Consider the following 20,564-nt stretch of genomic DNA (forward strand, 5'->3'; position numbering starts at 1 on the left):
CCTTGCCATGCCTGTTATCAAAACCAAGATTAAACCCGATGCTGAGCTATACCAAAGCAACTACGCTGCCATGACGAAACTGGTCGAGACTCTTAAATCGGATATTGAAACCATCAAGCAAGGTGGTGGCGAAAAAGCGCAGGCGCACCAACGCAAGAAAGGAAAATTTGCAGTACGTGAACGAATCCGCCTCTTGCTTGATCCAGACAGTCCTTTTTTAGAAATAGGCCAATTTGCTGCGTGGAACGTGTATGACGAGACAATTCCGTGTGCAGGGGTTGTGGCTGGCATTGGTAAAATTAACCAAGTGGATTGTATGGTTGTCGCTAACGATCCATCGGTAAAAGGCGGTACCTATTACCCTCTTACTGTGAAAAAACACCTGCGAGCCCAAGAGATTGCCAATCGCTGCCTGCTTCCTTGTATCTATTTAGTCGACTCAGGTGGCGCTAACCTCCCCCACCAAGCAGAGGTGTTCCCAGATAAAGAGCATTTTGGCCGGATCTTTTTTAATCAAGCGCGAATGTCTGCCCAAGGAATCCCGCAAATTGCGGTTGTTCTCGGACTTTGCACGGCTGGCGGTGCTTACATTCCAGCTATGGCTGATGAATCCATCATTGTGAAACAGCAAGGGACGATCTTTTTGGCCGGTCCACCTTTGGTTAAAGCCGCCACCGGAGAGGAAGTAACTGACGAAGAACTTGGCGGCGCAGATGTACACTGTCGAAAATCAGGTGTGGCCGATCACTATGCTGAAAATGAAACTCATGCCCTTGAGCTGGCACGCCAAACCATCGCTAATATTAACCAAACACCCATTCAAACGAACTCAAAATATAGCGGCTTAAGCCCACATTACAACGCATCTGAACTCTATGGCATTGTGAACGCTGACTTGAGATTGTCCTTCGATGTACGTGAAGTGATCGCCCGAATTGTTGATGGTTCAGAGTTTGATGAATTTAAGGCGTTATTCGGTATGACGCTGGTGTGCGGCTTTGCCCGTATTGAAGGGAACTTGATTGGCATTGTTGCCAATAACGGCATTCTATTTTCAGAGTCAGCCCAAAAAGGCGCTCACTTTATTGAGATTTGCGCCAAACGGAAAATCCCGTTGATCTTTTTGCAAAACATCACTGGTTTTATGGTCGGTAAAAAGTATGAAGAAGGCGGCATCGCCAAAAATGGCGCTAAACTGGTGATGGCTGTAGCGTGTGCCGATGTGCCGAAGTTTACCGTGATCATTGGTGGCTCTTATGGCGCAGGAAACTACGGTATGTGTGGCCGAGCTTACGATCCAACCATGATGTGGATGTGGCCGAACGCCCGTATTTCGGTCATGGGAGGTGAGCAAGCCGCTGGCGTTCTGACTCAGGTAAAACAACAAGTATACGAGCGTAACGGCGAAGCGTGGAATAGCAGCGATAAGCAGCAGTTCCGCCAAGACATCTTAGAAACCTATAACACTCAGGGCCACCCCTACTATGCTAGTGCAAGACTGTGGGATGACGGCATTATCGACCCAATGGATACCCGGGAAGTGCTTGCCCATGCTTTAAATGCTGCATTGAACGCCCCTATCCCTGACAGTGGATTTGGTATCTTTCGAATGTAAGGAGTGCGTATGTCTGATCCTCAAACTGTTCAATATCATGTCGATGAAAATGGTATTGCTCATATCGTTTTGTGCCGCCCCCATGTGGCGAATGCATTTAATGATCAAACCATCGCTGAGCTTATTGCTGCGCTAGAAACGTTAAGCGGTTACGCCAACGTGCGTGGATTGGTGCTGACCGGGCAAGGTGAGCACTTTTCTGCCGGTGCCGATATTCATTGGATGCGTTCAATGGTCTCTAAAACCAAAGAAGAGAATCAACACGATGCGTACCAGCTGGCGACTTTGCTGGAAATGTTAGACACCTTTCCTCACCCCACTTTCGCCTTGGTCAACGGCGCTGCCTTTGGTGGAGCATTAGGTTTGATATGTTGCTGCGATATGGTGGTCGCCTTGAAAGATAGCCAATTTTGCCTCAGTGAAGTCAAACTAGGCTTAGTACCCGCCACTATTGCGCCTTACGTGATTCGTACCCTTGGGGTTCGCCAAACTCGGCGTTACATGCTCAGCGCAGAAAAGATCAATGCCGAACGAGCGCTCAGTTTGAATCTAATTCATCAAATCACAACGCAGGAGCAGGCCCAAACAATTATTCAGCAATGGGTAGCGAACCTGTTGCGTTTAGCACCTCATGCGCTTGCTAGCTGCAAAAAGCTTTGCGCTCGCTGTGAACAAGGCGTGGTAGATGGACCATTGAAACGCTACACCAGCGAATTAATTGCAGAAGTCAGAGTATCTGAAGAGGGACAAGAAGGACTCAGCGCCTTTTTGGATAAACGCTTGCCTAGTTGGGTCATTAAGTAAGGACGTTGATATGTCGAGCTACTCTTCTCAAGCAACAGTCAATCAACTAACAAACCTACTGCCGTCTAGGGCCAACATTGTTGAAGTTGGGCCAAGAGATGGGTTGCAAAATGAGCCTCCCATTCCGCTAGAAGATAAAATACAACTCATCAACCAACTCTCACAAACAGGGCTAAAGCACATTGAATCTGGCGCATTTGTTTCAGCGCAAAAAGTACCCCAAATGGCAGATTCTGACAAAGTGCTGCAGCAGATCAACCGCAAAGCCAAGGTCACCTACTCTGCCCTTACGCCTAACCAACAAGGTTTAGAACAAGCGATAGCTGCCAATGCAAACAGCGTGGCGATCTTTACCACGGTGTCTGAAACCTTTTGCCAGCGCAACATCAACTGTTCGATTACTGAAAGCTTAAGCCGTTATCAAATCGTGATTGAACTTGCCAAACAACACCACATTCCCGTTCGAGGGTATTTATCTTGCGTGATTGATTGCCCATACGAAGGAAAAACAGCTTCCACACGAGTAGCAGGTTTGACTAAAGCCTTGCTCGATATGGGCTGCTACGAAGTTTCCTTAGGTGACACGATAGGAACAGGCACACCACTTAGCGTTGCTCGAATGCTAGAAGCGGTAATGGCGAAAAGCCCAACCGGACAGATCGCCGTGCACTTTCACGATACTTACGGTCAGGCCATCGCCAATATTTATCAAGCTCTGCTAATGGGCATTAATACGATTGATTCAAGCGTGGCAGGACTTGGAGGGTGCCCCTACGCAAAAGGGGCGACAGGTAATGTCGCCACCGAGAAAGTGCTTTATTTATGTGAGGGACTGGGTATAGAGACTGGGGTAAATCTATCAGCCGTTAAACAAGTGAGTACGTTCGCTCAAAGCATAACGGCTAGATAGTCTTAGCTGTTTGTCACCTACTTGGTCGTCAGCTCTTTTCTCACTAGTTATTTTCTAACTAACTATTTTCTCACTAGCTCTTTTCGAACGAGCTCTGCACCCGCTTGAAGTGCGCTTAACTTGCCTTGCGCGACTTCACGAGGCAGTGGCGCCATGCCGCAGTTCGTACATGGGTAGAGCTTATCGGCATCGACATACTTTAGCGCTTCACGCAGTGTTTCAGCCACTTCTTCTGGCGATTCAACATCATGATTCGCCACATCAATCGCACCGACCATCACTTTCTTGCCACGAATCAGCTCAAGCAGTTCGATAGGTACGTGAGAGTTATGACATTCTAATGAGATGATGTCGATCTTCGACTGCTGAAGCTTAGGGAACACTTCTTCGTATTGACGCCACTCTGTACCTAACGTTTTCTTCCAATCTGTGTTCGCTTTGATACCGTAACCGTAACAAATATGCACCGCCGTTTCACACTTGAGGCCTTCAATGGCACGCTCTAAACACTTGATGCCCCAATCATTGACATCATCAAAGAAGACGTTAAACGCTGGCTCATCAAATTGGATAATATCAACACCCGCCGCTTCAAGCTCTTTCGCTTCTTGGTTCAGTATTTTGGCAAATTCCCAAGCTAGCTTTTCACGGCTTTGGTAGTGCGCATCATATAAGGTATCAATCATCGTCATTGGCCCAGGAAGTGCCCACTTGATCGGTTTGTCGGTCTGCTGGCGAAGGAACTTAGCATCTTCAACGAAGACTGGCTTTTGACGGGTTACTGGGCCAACCACAGTCGGAACACTGGCATCATACCGGTCACGAATTTTAACCGTTTTACGATTTTCAAAGTCAACGCCGTCTAAATGTTCAATAAAGGTCGTTACAAAGTGCTGTCGAGTCTGCTCACCATCGCTGACGATATCCACACCAGCATGTTGTTGCTCTTGAAGTGACAAGCGTAGTGCATCTTGCTTGCCGTCTGTCAGTTCTTCACCTTCAAGTTTCCAAGGTGACCATAATGTTTCTGGCTCTGCTAACCAAGATGGCTTTGGCAGGCTGCCCGCTGTCGAAGTCGGTAAAAGTGTCTTCGTTGTCATAATATTATCTCCCTTTCCTACTTCTTATGCGTAGTTCGCAGCCCATTGGTTTAGCACATCTTGATAAGGCTTGATGAATGTCTCTTCAGCGAACTTACCTTGCTCAATCGCTAGGCGGCTACGCTCTTCACGGTCATACACAACTTGCGTTAACGAGTGATCGCTGTTTTTTAGGCTAGGTTGATAAGATTTCCCTGCCACTGCGTTTGCGTTGTAAATCTCTGGTCGATAGATTTTCTGGAACGTTTCCATCGTACTGATAGTGCTGATCAACTCTAAGTTGGTGTAGTCGTTCAACAAGTCACCGAAGAAGTAAAACGCAAAAGGTGCAACGCTATTTGGCGGCATGAAATAGCGCACCTGCAGGCCCATTTTCTGGAAATATTGCTCTGTTAATGAAGACTCGTTTGGTTCATATTCAAAACCAAGAACCGGGTGTTGATTTTCAGTGCGGTGGTAGGTTTTGTTATCTGAAACGCTTAAACAAATAACCGGTGGCTTTTTAAAGTTCTGTTTATATTCTTCTGAACTCACGAAGTGTTTAAACAGTTTTCCATGTAATTCACCGAAATCTGCTGGAATAGTAAATTGAGACTTTCCTTTATTGTGATCAAGCAGTCGCACACTGAAGTCATAATCACGAACATAAGATGAGAAGTTATTTCCAACAATACCTTCAATTCGCTCATTGGTTTTATTGTCGACCACGTAAGTCTTTAGCACTTCAATTGATGGGAAGCTGCCACCGCCCGCTTCAATATCCATATCAACCGAGACAATCTCTAGCTCTACTGAGTAACGATCACCCTTTGGGTTATCCCAGTGCGCTAAGGCATTGAAGCTGTTATTAATCATGTTCAGTGCGTTACGTAGGTTCTGCTGACGATGTTCGCCGCGTGCTAGGTTGGCAAAGTTAGTGGTGATACGTGTGCTATCTGCTGGGCGATAGTTTTCATCGAGGCTAAGGCTCTTGATTGTAAATGTGAAGTTTGTAGTCATGGTGTTTTATCCTATTCCCTAAGATGAAAGCTGAATTAGTCCTTACTTTTTCTGAGCCTTATTCATTATTTTCTTTAAGCTCAGGCTTTCTTCACCATTACTTTTCTCATTAACCCTAAAGCCAAGAATAAAAAGCACTGTCGTTGAAAGCAGTGATTTATTTATAACTTTGATCTAGGTCTAAATAACAATGGATTTACTTCACTATCAACATGAGAATATTTCATGTTTCATTATTTCTGAACGCAGATATATTAGGGGACCTCATAAGGACATGAAGAAATTTAATAACTTAAACACCTGAAAAACAGGGAAAGGAGAATCGAGTGAGTGATTTGGTATTGTTGGTCGTCTACTGTGCATTATTAGGCAGTGGTGTAGGCTTTCTGGCGGGTTTACTGGGCATTGGTGGTGGACTCATTATCGTTCCGATCCTAAGTATGATCTTGCTCCATTTTGATGTGTTACCTTCAGACCAAGTGGTGATCGCTGCCATCGCGACTTCTTTGGCTTCAATCTTATTTACCTCTACCTCTTCTGCCCTTGCTCACCACAAAAACGGCAACGTACCTTGGGATTTAGCCCCTTGGATCATGACAGGTGTGGCGTTAGGCGCATTGATTAGTGGATTTATGGCCGCTCTGTTACCAGAACAAGTGGTTCGCATGGTCTTCGCCGTCAGCGTTGTGCTTATCGCACTGAAAATGATGCTGAGTGGCAAAGGCGACGGTAATAAAGAACGAAAAATCCCGAACAAATTTGCCTTAACCACATTAACCACCATTACCGGTGGTCTATCTGCCATGATTGGGATTGGCGGTGGCGCATTACTTGTGCCTCTACTGACGTTCTTCTCTGTCGATATGAAAAAAGCGATTGGCTGTGCCTCGGCTTGTGGCATCGTCATCGCTCTCTTTGGCTCAGTGGGCTATATCAGCTCAGGCAGTAGCTACTATTCGCTTGCTGATGGGTTTGCTGGCTTTGTCTACTTACCAGCACTGTTTGGTATTGTGTGTACCTCTTGGTTCACTGCCCCTATTGGTGCCAAAGCAACGCACACTTTACCGGTTCCAACTATCAAGAAAATCTTTGCGTTGTTGTTACTGGCAATGGCGACCAATATGGCGTTTAGCTGATTAATTGATAAATTCATAAATCGAAACCAAACAATAGGGACTAATGATACCTTTTGGTCGTCGTTGACGTATCATTGCTGTTAAGCTTCACATTAAAGTTAAAGCATGGAGTAGGAAAGCAATGAGTAAACCAAAGGAGTCAGAAGTCCCTGTGAGCATTTTTAATCTTAATGACTTCGCCAAAATGGCGGATTATTCATTGTTAGACACTCTCAGCCCAGATCCTGATGCCACGCAAGACGGCTATGATCACCGCCCTCGCCAAGTCTATTCTGGCCACTATGTTCCTGTAAAACCAACGCCTATTGCTGATGCCGTCTATGTCAGCCATAGCCACTCATTTTTTAAAGAGCTTGGGATCGATGATAGCTTAGCGACCGATCAAGCATTTGGTCAGATGTTCTCAGGCAATATAGACGATGTCCCTTCCCCGATGCGTAACGTCGGCTGGGCGACTGGCTATGCGCTTTCCATCTTCGGCAATGAGTATATCGATAACTGCCCATTTAAAACCGGCAATGGCTATGGTGATGGCCGTGCGATGTCTGTCTTTGAAGGTGTATTTAATAGTCAACGATGGGAGATGCAACTCAAAGGTGGTGGCCCTACCCCTTATTGCCGTGGAGCCGATGGTAGAGCAGTACTTCGCTCAAGCGTTCGCGAGTTTTTGGCCCAAGATTACATGCACGCATTAGGGGTTCCGACTTCACGCTCATTATGCTTGTTTGCCTCTCAATCAGAGCACGTTGACCGCCCTTGGTATCAAGAAGGCTCTCGCTCTGAAAATCCAGACATCATGGTTTCTAACCCTGTTGCGATCAGCACTCGCGTTGCGCCATCGTTTTTGCGTGTTGGCCAGCTTGAGTTATTCGGTCGCCGAACTCGCAGTAACGAACACCCTGCTGCAATGCATGAGTTGGAAATGTTAGTTGCGCACATTATTAAGCGTGAATACAGCCACCAAATCGACGCTTCGTTACCAATGGCCGATAAAATCATCCTGCTTGCAACTGAGTTTAGAGACAGACTCACCTCTCTTATTGCTAACTGGATCAGAGTGGGCTTTTGCCAAGGTAACTTTAATAGTGACAACTGTGCGATTGGTGGATTTACTTTGGACTACGGCCCATTTGGTTTTAGTGAGCGCTTTGAAGCCTTCTTCCAACCTTGGACAGGTGGTGGTAGGCACTTCTCTTTTTTAAATCAGCAACTTGCAGCTGAGAAGAACTTTGAGTCTTTCTGCTCTGCGTTGACTCCTTTACTTCAATCGAACCCAGAAGCGTTAGATAAACTGGCCGATCTCAGTGAAAGCTTCTCAGCATTGATGCAGCAGAAAATGACCCAGATGTGGATGAGCAAACTTGGTTTAGAAAAGCTCAATACCGAGTTATTCCACCAGCTGTTAGCGCTGATGGTCAAAACGCACGTTGATTACACTATCTTCTTTAGGGAGCTTTCTAATATTCCTAAAGACATTTCAGCACTTGAGAAAAGCTTCTATAGCCAACCTGATGAAGAGCTCACTGCTGAGTGGAGTCAGTGGCTTGAAACGTGGCGAAGCTTACTTGGCGATAAAGTAAGTTTGACTGAACTTTCACAGCAGATGAAGCAAGTAAACCCTAAATACACTTGGCGTGAATGGCTTATCGTTCCGGCGTATGAGCAGGCTAGAGAGGGTAACTACGCCCTCATCAATGAGTTACAAGCGCTGTTTGCGAATCCATACGATGAGCAATCAAAAGAGCTCGAAGAGAAGTATTACCGCCTACGCCCACTGAAATATTTCTCACTCGGTGGCACGTCCCATTATAGTTGTTCGTCTTAGAGCCATAATATCCCACCATTCCTGGCTATGTAGCGGGCCGGCGTTCGCTACATACTTTCTACCAATAAAATTAACAACAACCACCTGTCCCAACCTTCAAGTTCGTATCAGTTAATTCCTATAATATAGTAGGAATCGACTTACGACCCCAATTAAGTGCTTATAAATCAAACACTTAATTTATCGCATCATATTCTTCAAATTTGACTCTATGCGCATGTGGAGTAAGAATCCGCACTCGTTAAGAGATGTAGGGTTCAAATGTGAAAAGATGGTTGCTTTGTGTCGCTTTGTTGGTCGCTTCAATAGGGCATGCTGCTAATTTAAAGATCTTATCCCCTGCTGAATGGTCGTACATTTCCAATCGAGGTGAAGTGCGTGTCGCTGTATTTGATGAAGCTGGCATTGATCCTAACACTCCCCCTTTAGTCGGTGAATTTTACAACCTAAATCTTAACTACCTGAAACGAGTCTCTACTGAGCTCGGCATCAAACTCAAGTTCATAGAGTTTCAAACAGTGGAAGATATCTCCTTGGCATTGGAATCGAACCAAGTCGATCTCGCCGTGGGTTTTAACTATGACGGTCAGGGCTTCGAGCCGTTTATCTCTTCACACCCTTTTATTAAAAGCAGCGTCGCTTATTGGTCTTTATCGGAAACCAAAGACACGACAGCCCCCGACTTTCGCTGGGCTTGTGTAGAGGACAGTATCTATTGCGATGTGCTCAGCAAACAAGGCTTTAGCAATACAACACCGACCAAAACGTTTGAGAATGCAATTTCTGGCGTGCGCCGTGGTGATTACGATGCCGTACTCGCAAGCTACATCAGTTTGAGCGAATACCTAAACCAGTCTGATGAGCTACGAGGCACCTTACATACTCCCGAATGGGGAGGGCTTGTTAACGCCCATATTGTCGCTAACAAATCACAAGATAAGCTGATCAAAATTATTAATAAGATCATTAAGCTGATTGAGCAAGAGTCTTACCTATTCACTAAGAACAACCCCTACCATGTTGCTGACATGGCAAACATCGCCTATCGAGTTAAAAACGAACATCAGGATTTGGTTCGTTACTCGTTCGATGACGATACGTTCCCGCTCCTATTTCGAGATCCGCAAGGCCAACTGAGCGGCTACATTCATGATCTCCTTGCCTTGATTGAAAGCCGAACAGAGCTGCGCTTCCAATATGTTGAACCCAATGGTGATTACACACTGGTTGAAATGCTAGAACGAGGCGAAATCGATCTTATTCCCTATAGCCTTAAAGAGATGACAAGCCGTGAAACATTAGACTCTACCGATACTATTCTATCGTTTCGCTACTACGGTGTGTCGTTGGTCGATAAGCCTAATTACACCGCTAAGATTGACGGCGTATTGCTTGCATCAAGCAAAAGCAAACTGGGCGTTAAAGAGCAGGTTTTCGGCAATGAGATGAAGATGTTCACGACGCCAAAAACCATTCTAAGAGCATTGGAAGCCGGTAAGATTGAAAAAGCGTACATCCGAGAAGACATCATTGACATGATCATCTCTTCTCATGCTGATGATGACTATGTAATTGATCGTAAAGACTTTAAAACACTCAACGCCGTTATGGCGGTGTCTGCCAGCAAGCCTCTGTTGACCAATCTCCTTAATAACGTCGTTCGCACTTGGGACGGTAACGAATTACAAAAAATTAAGAACTCTTACGACCCGTTCCATGTGGTGTATGGCGTCGATTACCGTGACCTGACGTTGATTTTAGTCGGGATTATTGGCGTCATTCTGCTACTCGCAGGTCTTGGCTACTTATGGTTTAAGAACTTAAACCTACAGATGATCATTAAAGAGAATGATGCTCAAGCCTCGCGACTAGAGAAGAAGTTTCTCCAGAGTGTTATCGAGCAGTTTCCTGCCCAAGTATTCATTCATAACAGTCAAGATGACCTGTTACTGTCGAGCTGTATTAAATATCGTAAAGGCGAATGTTCTCAATGCGATCTGATCAATCGGAAAGATGCGACCAACATCGTCGACCGTAAGCAGCGTCAAGCAGTGCTACAAAGTGATCAAACTATCCAGCGCACCGTAGACGTCACGAACTGCGCACTCGACATCGAGACGATTGAATACACCTGTAAGCGTATCACCGCAAACAACAACGACTACGTCCTGACCATCCTCAACGATATTTCTGAGAAGCAGAAACAAGAGCGTGAACTGATTGCGGCTAAACAGAAAGCAGAAGAGGCGATTTCAGTCAGAGAAAAGTTCTTAGCATCAATGAGCCACGAACTGAGAACCCCGATTGCAGGTATGAGTGGGTTGCTAGAAATGTTGATGGGTAGAATTACGGATGGCGAAAGCCGTATGCTACTGAGCAATATTTCTGTCTCTGCTCGCCAGCTTAATATGCTAGTGAACGACATCCTCGATTTCTCTAAGCTAGAAGCGAATCAGCTTAAGCTCGATATGCGTGAATGTTCGTTGCTGAAAGCGACCGGTGACGTTCTACGCACTCATATGGCAGCCGCTCAAGATAAAGGGCTGAACCTGCAATATCACTTTGCCCCAACCAATATCGAAACCATCACTTTCGATACACTGCGTTATGCGCAAATCGTCAATAACCTACTGTCGAATGCGATTAAATTTACCGAAAAAGGCGACATTCAAGTTGATGTTAGCCTTGATGATACGTCCATCAAGATGTCAGTCACTGACTCAGGTTGCGGCATGTCACCTCAGCAAGTGCAGCATGTCTTCTCACCCTTTGTTCAAGCCGACAACTCGATTGCGCGAAAATACGGTGGCACAGGTTTGGGCTTATCAATTGTGGCGCAATTGGTTGAACTTATGGGCGGCGAACTCAACCTATCGAGTATTGAAGGGCTTGGTACGCGAGTTGATCTTCAGTTGCCCCACCAGCCAATCAAGCGTTATAAAACTAACGCTGTACCACTGAAGGTAATCAATCGCACTCAATATCCAGAAATCAATGATTGGCTTAGCTATTGGGGCTTCACGAACGCCGAGCATTCAAGCACTCAGACTGTCTTGATTTGTGATGACGTTAATACCCCAAACCAAGACTTCGATTCCCTCATCCGTATTTGCCCTACTCTATTTGGGTTCAAGCAGGTGTTCGGCAATGAGCACAAACTGACAGGCACCCCACTCTTCCCTGATCTGCTATTTGAAACGTTAAGCGGTCTAGATAAAGATGAAGTCTACGCTCAGGAGCAACAAAACCTGACATTCAACGGCCGAGTGCTCGTGGCAGAAGATAACCCAATCAACCAATTGGTTATCTCTAAACAGCTTCAAGAGCTTGGCGTGAAAGCAGACATCGTTGATGACGGCGCGCAAGCACTGACGCAGTTAAAAACTTATCCAGACGCCTATCAGCTTCTCATTACGGACTGCCACATGCCTGTGATGGATGGTTACGAGCTGGTTCGCCAAATTCGCACTTCCCCGTCAGGCTATCAGAACATGGTGATTATTGGCTGTACCGCTGAAGATTCTCGTATCGCCCATGACAAAGCGAAACAGGTCGGTTTCGATAATATCCTCTATAAGCCTTATGGGATCGACAAGCTGCGTTCTGTGATTGAACAAAGTGCGACTGTCACTTCTAACCAAGTCTGTAAGTTTGTGACTTGGCTTGAGGCATTCTCTGAACAGGAAGCAGAAACCATCGCACAGGTGTTTATTGACTCTATGCTAGACGATTTAAACAGCCTAAAGAAAGAGAGCATATCTGGCACAGAGGCTAGAAAGCTTGCACACAAAGTGAAAGGAGGCGCATCAACCCTTGGCATAACTCAATTGGCAGAAACAGCGCACAAAGTCGAGCGAGAAGCGGAACAGGTGGCTAAACATGCACTGCTTCCCCTCGTCTCATCACTCGTGACTGCAATGGAAGAGCAAATTGAACATGCCCAACGCTACCAACGAGGTGAACGATGAAAGTTGTACTGATTGATGATAACCCAATTGAATTACACGTATTGGAGATGCGCCTAACGAAACTTGGCATCTGCAAAGTGGTTGCGTTTAGCTCGCCAAAAGAAGCTTATTCATACATCAGCGCAAACCATGTTGATCTGATAATTTTCGATCTCGAGATGCCTCAGGAAGATGGGCTAGCTGTACTCTCCCACTTGCACTCAATTCAATTCGGCCAGCCAATCTGCATACTAAGTGGGATGAATAGAGAGATCATCGACCTCGCCGAGAAAGTGGGCCTGATGTTTGGTTTGAACATGGTTTCCTGCTACAGCAAGCCTTTGGAACAAGACCAACTTGAAAATATTGTTTGGCAATCGCGCCAAATCAAGCAAGCGGCAAAGCAGAAGCCTCGAAAAACCACACTCTATCCGCTTGAAGAAATCACTCAGGGCCTACAAGAAAAGCAGTTCTGCAATCATTATCAGCCCCAGTATTGCTTTAAAGCCGGCCGCCTGATTGGCGTTGAAGCACTGGTACGATGGAATCATCCACAAGATGGCTTAATGTTCCCAGATAGCTTTATTTCGCAATTGGAAGAGAGTGAGCACACGTTCGATCTGCTCAAAGCGGTGGTCGATAATGTTATCCATGATGCGCAGCACTTGCCTGATCACGTATCCATTTCAATCAACGTTTCGGCTGACGACCTATCAAACCATAACGACTTTAGTTCATTGCTCTCTCAGTTTGCACAAAGCGACATCAAACCTGAGCGAATTAACTTCGAAATCACCGAGATGCGAGTGTACAAGCTCACACCTGAGATGTTGCGCAATATTGCGAGGTTAAGAATGAGTGGGTTTGGCTTATCGATTGATGACTTTGGTGTCGGCCACTCAGGGCTATCAAACCTTGTCTCGCTACCTTTCACCGAGCTCAAAATTGATCGCCAGTTTGTGAATAACTACCTCATAAACTCGAAGCATCGCCATGCTATTGAGCTCTCTGTTCAGTTAGCCAAAAAACTCAACATGAAGGTGGTCGCGGAAGGCGTAGAAAATAAAGATGAATTCAACGCAATGCAAGCGATCGGTGTAGATATTTGCCAAGGCTATTTCACCGGAAGACCAACAACTATAGAACAACTTATCACTAAGGATGTACTGTGATGCCATTACGAAAACACACTCAAGTGACGACTCGATGCTTGATTTACGACGATCACCCTATTGTGTGTGAGTCACTCAAAGTCTATATCAAACGTCTCGATTTTATTGATACTGTCGAGTCGGTCAGCACCTACAAAGAAGCGCTAGAGATGATCAAATCTGGCCACTTCAATTTACTGTTGCTAGACATCAATTTAGAAGAAGCTGACGGGTTCGAGTTTTTCCGTCGTATTCAAGCGCATGGCTACAGTGGGCGAACTCTATTCCTTTCGTCTTACACACAAGCGTACTGCGTTAGGACGGCCTTTGAACTCGGTGCTGATGGGTATATCGCTAAATCAGAAAGCACGGATGTCATCGTCAAAGCCATTTCCGACATCACCCGAGGTTTTAGCTACTTCAAATATGGCGAGCACATGCAATCAGGCAGTGAAAACCGCAGTCTCTCTAGCCGCGAAACGGTCGTTCTTAACTACCTAATGGAAGGAAGGTGCAATAAAGACATTGCTGAAATGTTAGGGTTAAGCGCCAAAACGATCAGTACTTACAAAGCGCGTATTTTGAAAAAGCATGGAGTGCGCAGCGTGATAGAAATAATTAACAAGAACGACACACACAACCCACCAACTTAAACCCTTATGGTTTGAGAAAATGATAATAAATCCATGCTAGATAATAAGAAAATTTTCATTGTAGATGACTCTTCTATCATCCTACATTCATTAAAAATGACGTTAGTTCGCCTAGGGGCGCAAGAGAAAAACATCACCACCGACAAATCGCCGAAAACAGCCAGCTTGATCCTGAAAGAAGCACAGTTCGACTTGATGTTTATTGATTATAATTTCGGCCTAAGTCAACCAACAGGGTTACAGTTTCTCGAAGAATTAAGGCACTTCCAACTACTAGCCCCTAAAACCCTCGTGGTGATTCTCACCGGAGAAGCCCAACTTACCGTGGTGCAATCCATCATCGAATATGATCCTGACGAGTATTTCCTAAAACCCTTTACCTTCGACAGCCTAAAACAGCGGCTTAGGCGTGCATTGAAGCGTAAAGAAGTGATGCTCCCCGTCCAAGAACACTATGCTCGCAAAGAATATCAACTTGGCGTGGAAGCCTGCGATCATATCGCTAGCTTTCACCCCAACTACTCTTCGCAGATCAATCAATTTAAAGCCAAAATGCTGCGAATGCTCGGTAAACACCAAGAGGTGAAATCCGTCTGCGAGTCCTCTCTGCAAGAGTCCGACAGCGTTTGGGCTAGATTCGAGTTAAGTAAATCTCTGATAAATTTGGGGGACTTTGAACGTGCTGAACACGAAATAGAACAACTGCTAAAACACCATGCCGAAATTTCTAGCGCACACATAGGTGCAGGTGAACACTACATCTCAACCAGCAACATTGAAAAAGCGGTGAAACACTTCCGTACCGCGAGTGTATTAGCGCCAAATAACGCATTAAAAGAACTCATCATATCGAACTTGTGTTTGTCTGCCGGCGATGTCGCATCGAGCCTCAAACACTACAAGTGCTACATGGATATGAACCGCAATACGTTTCGCCTCAATCACTATGCAAAGCTCAACTACATTCGATTGCTCATGATATCGATGCAATATGCTGATAACGATGAGGTTGAGCGCAAACTATCTGAAGTGGATAACATGATTGGCTCGTTCAACGCGGCACAGCGTAACGAGCTCCGAAATCAGCTCGCTCTTGTTTCTGCGCATAAGCAAATTGCATTAAGACAATATCGGCAAGGCATTGAGGAGCTTATTGCCCTATTTGACGCCACAACGTTTCATCATTTCAGTGATATTTATCATTTAACTTGGCTATGCCATTACATCTCAGATGAAAGCGGCAGTTCAGAAGCGTTAACATGGTTATTTGAAGCGATTCCAGACCAAGCTGACGACTGCGGCTTGAACTTGTCACAAATTGAAATGGCAAAGGCGCTGAAAAAGAGCATTGAGCAAAAATCGAGTTGGTTAGCGCAAACAAGAAGCGATCTGAAACATGCAGAAGCAATTGAAACCCGATTTAAAATCTTGGCCAATGTGCACCTTACCTACCCAACGTTAAAGTACCCAGCTTTCAACTTAATCCGGCTTATGACACGCTATCAGCCAGAGACAAGTGAAAGGCTACTGCAAAGCTGCATTACATCGGTAAAAACGTTTATGGATGCCGAGGAGTACCAATTCCTCGCCGTTGGAGAGCTCGTCACATTCGCCATGAAGCGACAATTCAATCCATTAAAGTAAAAGAGGCTCGCTAGACTCAAGGGGGAGGCTCTAGCGAGCCAAAAGCCCTTACATCGTCCATGTACGAATCGAGCTTTTACATGCTATCAAATGATTAAATAATGACGTGTAGGAAGATTCTGAAACAAAGCACTTCGCCGGAGTCAGGTTCGCAACACAACCTAGATAATAGCTAAACGCCAGATACAAAAAACCACGCAGTTAAGCGTGTTGATTCAAATCAGATATGGGAGATTTTTTAAGAAGATATTTGGAGCGTACTGCGGGAATCGAACCCGCATCATCAGCTTGGAAGGCTGAGGTAATAGCCATTATACGAAGTACGCTACGTCTTGTTGACGAGTTCTAATATGCCAGATCTTACTGAAAAGAAAAGTGTTTTTTTCCATATTTGGTTTAAGTGGTGAACTAAACATCAATTTGTACATAGCATGCCGTTCTTATCACCACTTTCCCCTAATAGTGATTGGCAGTGACTCGGTCTTTGCCTGCCTGTTTCGATTGATACATCAGGTGGTCTGCGTCTGACAGTGTCACAGAGTCTGTATGTTTAGAATAATATGCGCACCCCACGCTGACCGTAACATTAGGGTACTCTTCACCGACCAAGGCGAGCTCTCGGACCGCCTGACAAACACTCTCAGCCAAGTTTACTGCACTCGCGTAATCAAGGTTGTTGCTTACAATCGCAAACTCTTCACCACCAATACGCGCAAGTAAAGACTCTTCAGGAACAACCTGTCGGGCAGCACTGGCCACCGCATGAATCACATCGTCCCCGATTTGGTGTCCATAACGATCATTAATCAACTTAAAGTCATCGATATCAAAAATACAAATGGATACCGAACCCGAAAGCTCAAGACGTTGCTTTAATTCAACCGTGAAATGGCGGCGGTTACTCAAACCTGTTAGCTGATCGGTTTCAGATAAATGTTTGAGGTTTAGGTTAGCGGCTTCTAGTGCCTGAGTTTTTCGTTTAACCGCAATCCGCAGGACAAAAATGTATGTGCCACCGATGAGAACAACGCCAACGAAGATGGCATGAAAAAAGTACTCTGGATAAACCGTATTGACATACATCCAACGGTTGAAGATTTTCATCTTGTCGCCATCAGTGAAATCTAACATACCCTCAGACACTTGCTTCTGTAACGCTCTATTGCCTTCTTTCACCGCCGCCCTTAAATCGCCCGAGTATAAGTGGCGAACACCAATGAATCGCCTTGGGTCATTGCTTGTGAACAGGTAAAAGTTAGCAACATGCAAGTCAGCGACAAACCCTTGTAGGTCGCCATCAAAGGCTGCGTCAATCATTTCTTGGTTGTTGGCGTAAACAATAAGATTAAGGTTGGGGAAATGGAGTCTAGTAAACTCTTCTTCATATCCGCCTTTCACCACGCCGATTGCATAACCGTGATTACCAAACATGAAGTCATTTAAGTCGATACCGATCAACTCTTGGCTGATGTAAAACTGAGTATCAATGGACATAATGACAGGTGCGTAGTCTAAATAGGTATCTCGGTTTTCTGACCAAAGCAACCCAGCATGAAGATCGGCTCGCCCATCTTTGACCGCATCTAGGGATGATTGCCAATCGAGCAATAAGAACTCAACTTTGATGTTATTTTTTCGGCCATACTCTTTCCAATAATCAATTAGGATTCCGTCGGCCTTTCCCTCGTTGTTAATAAACGAAAAAGGTTTCCACGCTTTCGAATTTGCGATGACTAAGGTCTGTGAGCTTGGCTCTTGAACATGAGCAAACGCACTAAAAAAGAATAGTAAAATAGTGAGAGTACGAACCACAATGTCCCCTAACGCCACAATAACCAAAAATTAAGCTCAAAGTGATGTACTTTGAGCTTAATGACTACTGTAATTTATAGCTGATTAATCAGGGACGCTGTATGGCTCGCGTGAGATATGCGACCTCAATCAACAAACGTATGCATAGGTTTTAGCATTGTTTTATGATTGGTCAGTTTTAAACTGTGCCATCTCTGCATTAAGCTCTTCGACTTGGCCTCGAACTTGGCTTGATATTTGAGCCGAAGAGTTTGAGATCTCAGCAACGCCATCCACTGATTCAATCACTTGCCCCATTAAGGACTCAATCGCATCAGTTGCTGAAGATTGATGTTGAGCGGATGCCAAAAGGTCGTGCATTTTTTGATTCAACACTTCGATCTGCTCAGTAGTTGAGCTCAATGTGCCGTACGCTTTCTCTGTATGGTCCGCGCCTTCCTCTGCTAAGGCCTTACTCTTATCAATCTCTTGCACTACCGCTTTGGTGGAGCTTTGAATCGCATTGACGATGTTATTAATCTCAGTGGTTGATTCTGTCGTTCTTGTAGCAAGCATACGAACTTCATCGGCGACAACCGCAAAGCCTCGGCCATATTCACCCGCCCGTGCTGCTTCTATCGCCGCATTTAGAGCCAGTAAGTTGGTTTGTTCGGCAAGGCCTTCGATGACTTCTGTTACTCGGCCAATCGCTTCACTCTCTTTACTTAAGGTATCAACCTGAACGCTGGCGTTTTCGATGGTGTTGTGCAGCAGTCCAACCGTGGTTTTGTTTTGATCGAGCGCTTGAGAGCCCAGCTCTATCTGGTGTTTAGACTCTTTCAAATAGCTTGCTGACTGTTCGGCTTGATGCGCAGTTTCGTTGGCTGATTGGCTCACATCATTCACCTGCTGTCCAACAAGTTCCATGGTTGTCTTTTGGCTTTCAACTTGAGTCACCGTCTGAGCGTTCGCATTAAGCAATTCACTCATGCTGTCGCTGACATTGTTGGCTTTACTGGTTACGCCTTTCACTATACTTGCCAGTTCGTCATTCATTTTGTTGATCGATTGGGTCAAGCTCGCTAGCTCGTCACTACCTTCAACTGGCAAACGAGGCTGGGACACATCGCCATCTGCAATAGATTCAGCTCGTTTCGAAATGGTCGCAACACGGCGGCCAATGCTCTTACCCATCAAATGTGCTGTTGAGACTGCAATCACAACAACAACCGCAATCGAACCCACCAGCAACGTAATTACATTTTTGACTGAGGTGAAGATACCTTGACCGGAACGATCAGCATTAGCTTGTTGCTTGCTGATCACCGCTTCAAGGCTTTGATTCAAATCTGCAACCGCTGGCACAAGTTCATTGGCCATTTTCTGGTTAGCGATATTCCAATCCGCTGAGCGACGAAGTTCAACCACTTGTTCGGCCAGAGGGAAATAGAGCTGCTGCATTTCTTTAAACAGTGACCACAACCCTTGATCGCTGCTTGAGAGCAATTCGATCTTAGAGTCAATTTCAGCTACTGGCTTTGCGTGTGCTTTTAAGAAATCTTGGTACTTGTCTAGGTGTTCTTGCTTGCCATAAAGCAGGAAGTCTCTCATTGAAGACAATGCATTAGCAAAAGAGGTATAGCTATCGGCATATAGACGGAACAGACGTTTACGCTCCCCACCTTCGGTATTACTCGCTTCATCATTAATCAGGCCTTGGATCTGGTCTAAGGCAACCTCAGCGATGGGAGCGGCTTCATTAATAAACAGAGAATGAGCAGGAAGGTTCTCCTCACTATGGCTCATCTCAGATATTTCACTTAGCGACTGAGACACCACACCCCACTTAGCGACGATCTCTTGGTAGTTCTGCTCAACAACGAGCTCTTCGAGAGAAATCAGTAGGATCTCTACTCGGTCAATAGCCTGAGTGAGGTTGTCTTGCTGAGTTTGTTGTAGTGACTCTTCTCCACCCAAAAGCATGTACGCTCTTAAAGAGGAGACTGTAGCCTGAACAGATTGCTGAAGTGTACGGCCTGCATCGACGGTCGGTAAATCGCGGTCAAGCAATGATGCTGTTTGCGTTTCAACCGTGCTGATGCTCCGGTAAGTAAAAAAAGCGGAAACGATAAAAAGTACTGCAAGTGACAGAAAACTTAGCTGTAACTTCCCTGATATCGTGAGTTTCATCCATCTAACTCCTAAAGTAAGTTCTCCTCTCACTATAACGTCTCTGATAATAATGTTAAATAAATGTGAGCTACAGAATTAAACTTTTGTCGTATATTTTCCTTGGAACAAACAAAAAAGCCCTAGGATCTCTCCTAGGGCTTCTTTAAATATTTATGCGTCTAATTAGATATGAGAAGCAGCAACGTAATCTGTTAGCTCATCATTTGACACAGTTGTGATGTATTCATCATTTAGGTAGAAGGCTACGCTGTCTTCTACTTTTTCACCACGTAGTACTTTTTGAGTACCGTCGATGTAAGTAATGTCCATCTGCATTGTGTTCTCATCGATTTGCTGCATTGTCGCATTCTCAATGTTCGCGTTGCTTGCTAGCGGAACATCTTTCAGTGAGCTGTCTAGCTTGTCATTTACTTTGATGTAGTTTTTAGTTGGTGTGTCTACTACCGCTGGAGACTTGCCAGTGATCGGGTTAGTACCTGTCCAGAATTCGATTGCGTTGATGATGAAAAGGTCAGCACTACCTGCAATAGCGTAAACAGGCGAAAGTAGTAAAAACATACCTTCACGACCGTAACGGTTGTCTACCACTTCTAGGTTAAATTTAGAAACAATCCCCGTTGTCGCCATTTGGCCCATACAACCAGTTAGAGAAGATAAACCCAGACCAGCGACAATCGCTACTTTCAACATATTCGATTTCATAGTTACCACCATATTTTAAGGACGCTGCATATTACTCTTGAAGAATATGAAATCCACCTTAAACATGGACATTTGACATAACTTTCACTGTGTT

General features: G+C 45.1%; 14 protein-coding genes and 1 tRNA gene. 9 read left to right on the forward strand and 6 right to left on the reverse strand.

Features of this window, described 5'->3' with window-relative positions; genetic code table 11:
• Positions 1 to 7: 7 nt before the first annotated feature.
• The 3 genes from EJ063_RS01665 to EJ063_RS01675 are packed head-to-tail and all read left to right on the forward strand — an operon-like array spanning position 8 to position 3,329.
• Entirely contained in the window at positions 8 to 1,615 is a 1,608-nt protein-coding gene (locus tag EJ063_RS01665) for a carboxyl transferase domain-containing protein (RefSeq protein ID WP_126572272.1), read from the forward strand.
• 9 nt (positions 1,616 to 1,624) lie between these two features.
• Positions 1,625 to 2,419 carry an enoyl-CoA hydratase-related protein gene (locus EJ063_RS01670; RefSeq protein WP_126572273.1) on the forward strand — a complete coding sequence of 265 codons (795 nt, stop codon included), beginning with the start codon at positions 1,625 to 1,627 and terminating at the stop codon, positions 2,417 to 2,419.
• Positions 2,420 to 2,429: 10 nt separating this feature from the next.
• Complete coding sequence (locus EJ063_RS01675; RefSeq protein WP_126572274.1) at positions 2,430 to 3,329, forward strand: hydroxymethylglutaryl-CoA lyase; 900 nt, start codon at positions 2,430 to 2,432, stop codon at positions 3,327 to 3,329.
• Between the two features lie 62 nt (positions 3,330 to 3,391).
• Here EJ063_RS01675 and EJ063_RS01680 read toward each other — a convergent pair whose 3' ends face one another.
• Complete coding sequence (locus EJ063_RS01680; protein WP_126572275.1) at positions 3,392 to 4,429, reverse strand: methionine synthase; 1,038 nt, start codon at positions 4,427 to 4,429, stop codon at positions 3,392 to 3,394.
• A 24-nt stretch (positions 4,430 to 4,453) separates the two neighbouring features.
• Positions 4,454 to 5,428: a DUF1852 domain-containing protein gene (locus EJ063_RS01685; protein ID WP_126572276.1), complete on the reverse strand. Its 975-nt coding sequence runs from the start codon at positions 5,426 to 5,428 to the stop codon at positions 4,454 to 4,456.
• Between the two features lie 326 nt (positions 5,429 to 5,754).
• Between EJ063_RS01685 and EJ063_RS01690 the strand changes: the two genes are divergently transcribed.
• The 6 genes from EJ063_RS01690 (at position 5,755) to EJ063_RS01715 (ending at position 15,784) form a co-directional block, all read left to right on the forward strand.
• Positions 5,755 to 6,564 carry a sulfite exporter TauE/SafE family protein gene (locus EJ063_RS01690; RefSeq protein ID WP_126572277.1) on the forward strand — a complete coding sequence of 270 codons (810 nt, stop codon included), beginning with the start codon at positions 5,755 to 5,757 and terminating at the stop codon, positions 6,562 to 6,564.
• Positions 6,565 to 6,685: 121 nt separating this feature from the next.
• Positions 6,686 to 8,389 carry a protein adenylyltransferase SelO family protein gene (locus EJ063_RS01695; protein ID WP_126572278.1) on the forward strand — a complete coding sequence of 568 codons (1,704 nt, stop codon included), beginning with the start codon at positions 6,686 to 6,688 and terminating at the stop codon, positions 8,387 to 8,389.
• A gap of 263 nt (positions 8,390 to 8,652) precedes the next feature.
• Positions 8,653 to 12,357: an ATP-binding protein gene (locus EJ063_RS01700; protein ID WP_126572279.1), complete on the forward strand. Its 3,705-nt coding sequence runs from the start codon at positions 8,653 to 8,655 to the stop codon at positions 12,355 to 12,357.
• A complete protein-coding gene (locus EJ063_RS01705; RefSeq protein ID WP_126572280.1) occupies positions 12,354 to 13,508 on the forward strand; it encodes an EAL domain-containing response regulator in 1,155 nt (384 codons plus the stop codon). Before EJ063_RS01700 ends, EJ063_RS01705 begins: the two co-directional genes overlap by 4 nt.
• The gene (locus EJ063_RS01710; RefSeq protein WP_126572281.1) at positions 13,508 to 14,140 is read left to right on the forward strand and encodes a response regulator transcription factor; all 633 of its coding nucleotides are present in this window, start codon (positions 13,508 to 13,510) and stop codon (positions 14,138 to 14,140) included. The genes EJ063_RS01705 and EJ063_RS01710 overlap by 1 nt, the downstream gene beginning before the upstream one ends.
• 33 nt (positions 14,141 to 14,173) lie before the next feature.
• The gene (locus EJ063_RS01715; RefSeq protein ID WP_126572282.1) at positions 14,174 to 15,784 is read left to right on the forward strand and encodes a response regulator; all 1,611 of its coding nucleotides are present in this window, start codon (positions 14,174 to 14,176) and stop codon (positions 15,782 to 15,784) included.
• 251 nt (positions 15,785 to 16,035) lie between these two features.
• Here the strand turns inward: EJ063_RS01715 and EJ063_RS01720 are convergent.
• The 4 genes from EJ063_RS01720 to EJ063_RS01735 all read right to left on the reverse strand — a co-directional run bounded on the left by EJ063_RS01720 (position 16,036) and on the right by EJ063_RS01735 (position 20,470).
• Positions 16,036 to 16,110 (reverse strand) — tRNA-Gly (locus tag EJ063_RS01720).
• 130 nt (positions 16,111 to 16,240) lie between these two features.
• Positions 16,241 to 17,596, reverse strand: coding sequence for a transporter substrate-binding domain-containing diguanylate cyclase (locus EJ063_RS01725; RefSeq protein ID WP_126572283.1), 1,356 nt, complete (start codon positions 17,594 to 17,596; stop codon positions 16,241 to 16,243).
• Positions 17,597 to 17,758: 162 nt separating this feature from the next.
• On the reverse strand, positions 17,759 to 19,765 hold the full coding sequence (locus EJ063_RS01730; protein ID WP_126572284.1) for a methyl-accepting chemotaxis protein: 2,007 nt from the start codon (positions 19,763 to 19,765) through the stop codon (positions 17,759 to 17,761).
• Positions 19,766 to 19,930: 165 nt separating this feature from the next.
• Complete coding sequence (locus tag EJ063_RS01735; RefSeq protein WP_126572285.1) at positions 19,931 to 20,470, reverse strand: DUF3332 domain-containing protein; 540 nt, start codon at positions 20,468 to 20,470, stop codon at positions 19,931 to 19,933.
• Positions 20,471 to 20,564 lie beyond the last annotated feature (94 nt).

The organism is Vibrio aquaticus (assembly GCF_003970385.1).
Taxonomy (GTDB): Bacteria; Pseudomonadota; Gammaproteobacteria; order Enterobacterales; family Vibrionaceae; genus Vibrio; species Vibrio aquaticus.

Coding starts and splice junctions, on each gene's coding strand:
- EJ063_RS01705 (WP_126572280.1), top strand. CDS start 12,354: ATGAAAGTTGTACTGATTGATGATAACCCAATTGAATTACACGTATTG.
- EJ063_RS01670 (WP_126572273.1), top strand. CDS start 1,625: ATGTCTGATCCTCAAACTGTTCAATATCATGTCGATGAAAATGGTATT.
- EJ063_RS01685 (WP_126572276.1), bottom strand. CDS start 5,428: ATGACTACAAACTTCACATTTACAATCAAGAGCCTTAGCCTCGATGAA.
- EJ063_RS01675 (WP_126572274.1), top strand. CDS start 2,430: ATGTCGAGCTACTCTTCTCAAGCAACAGTCAATCAACTAACAAACCTA.
- EJ063_RS01680 (WP_126572275.1), bottom strand. CDS start 4,429: ATGACAACGAAGACACTTTTACCGACTTCGACAGCGGGCAGCCTGCCA.
- EJ063_RS01735 (WP_126572285.1), bottom strand. CDS start 20,470: ATGAAATCGAATATGTTGAAAGTAGCGATTGTCGCTGGTCTGGGTTTA.
- EJ063_RS01730 (WP_126572284.1), bottom strand. CDS start 19,765: ATGAAACTCACGATATCAGGGAAGTTACAGCTAAGTTTTCTGTCACTT.
- EJ063_RS01715 (WP_126572282.1), top strand. CDS start 14,174: ATGCTAGATAATAAGAAAATTTTCATTGTAGATGACTCTTCTATCATC.
- EJ063_RS01710 (WP_126572281.1), top strand. CDS start 13,508: ATGCCATTACGAAAACACACTCAAGTGACGACTCGATGCTTGATTTAC.
- EJ063_RS01695 (WP_126572278.1), top strand. CDS start 6,686: ATGAGTAAACCAAAGGAGTCAGAAGTCCCTGTGAGCATTTTTAATCTT.
- EJ063_RS01665 (WP_126572272.1), top strand. CDS start 8: ATGCCTGTTATCAAAACCAAGATTAAACCCGATGCTGAGCTATACCAA.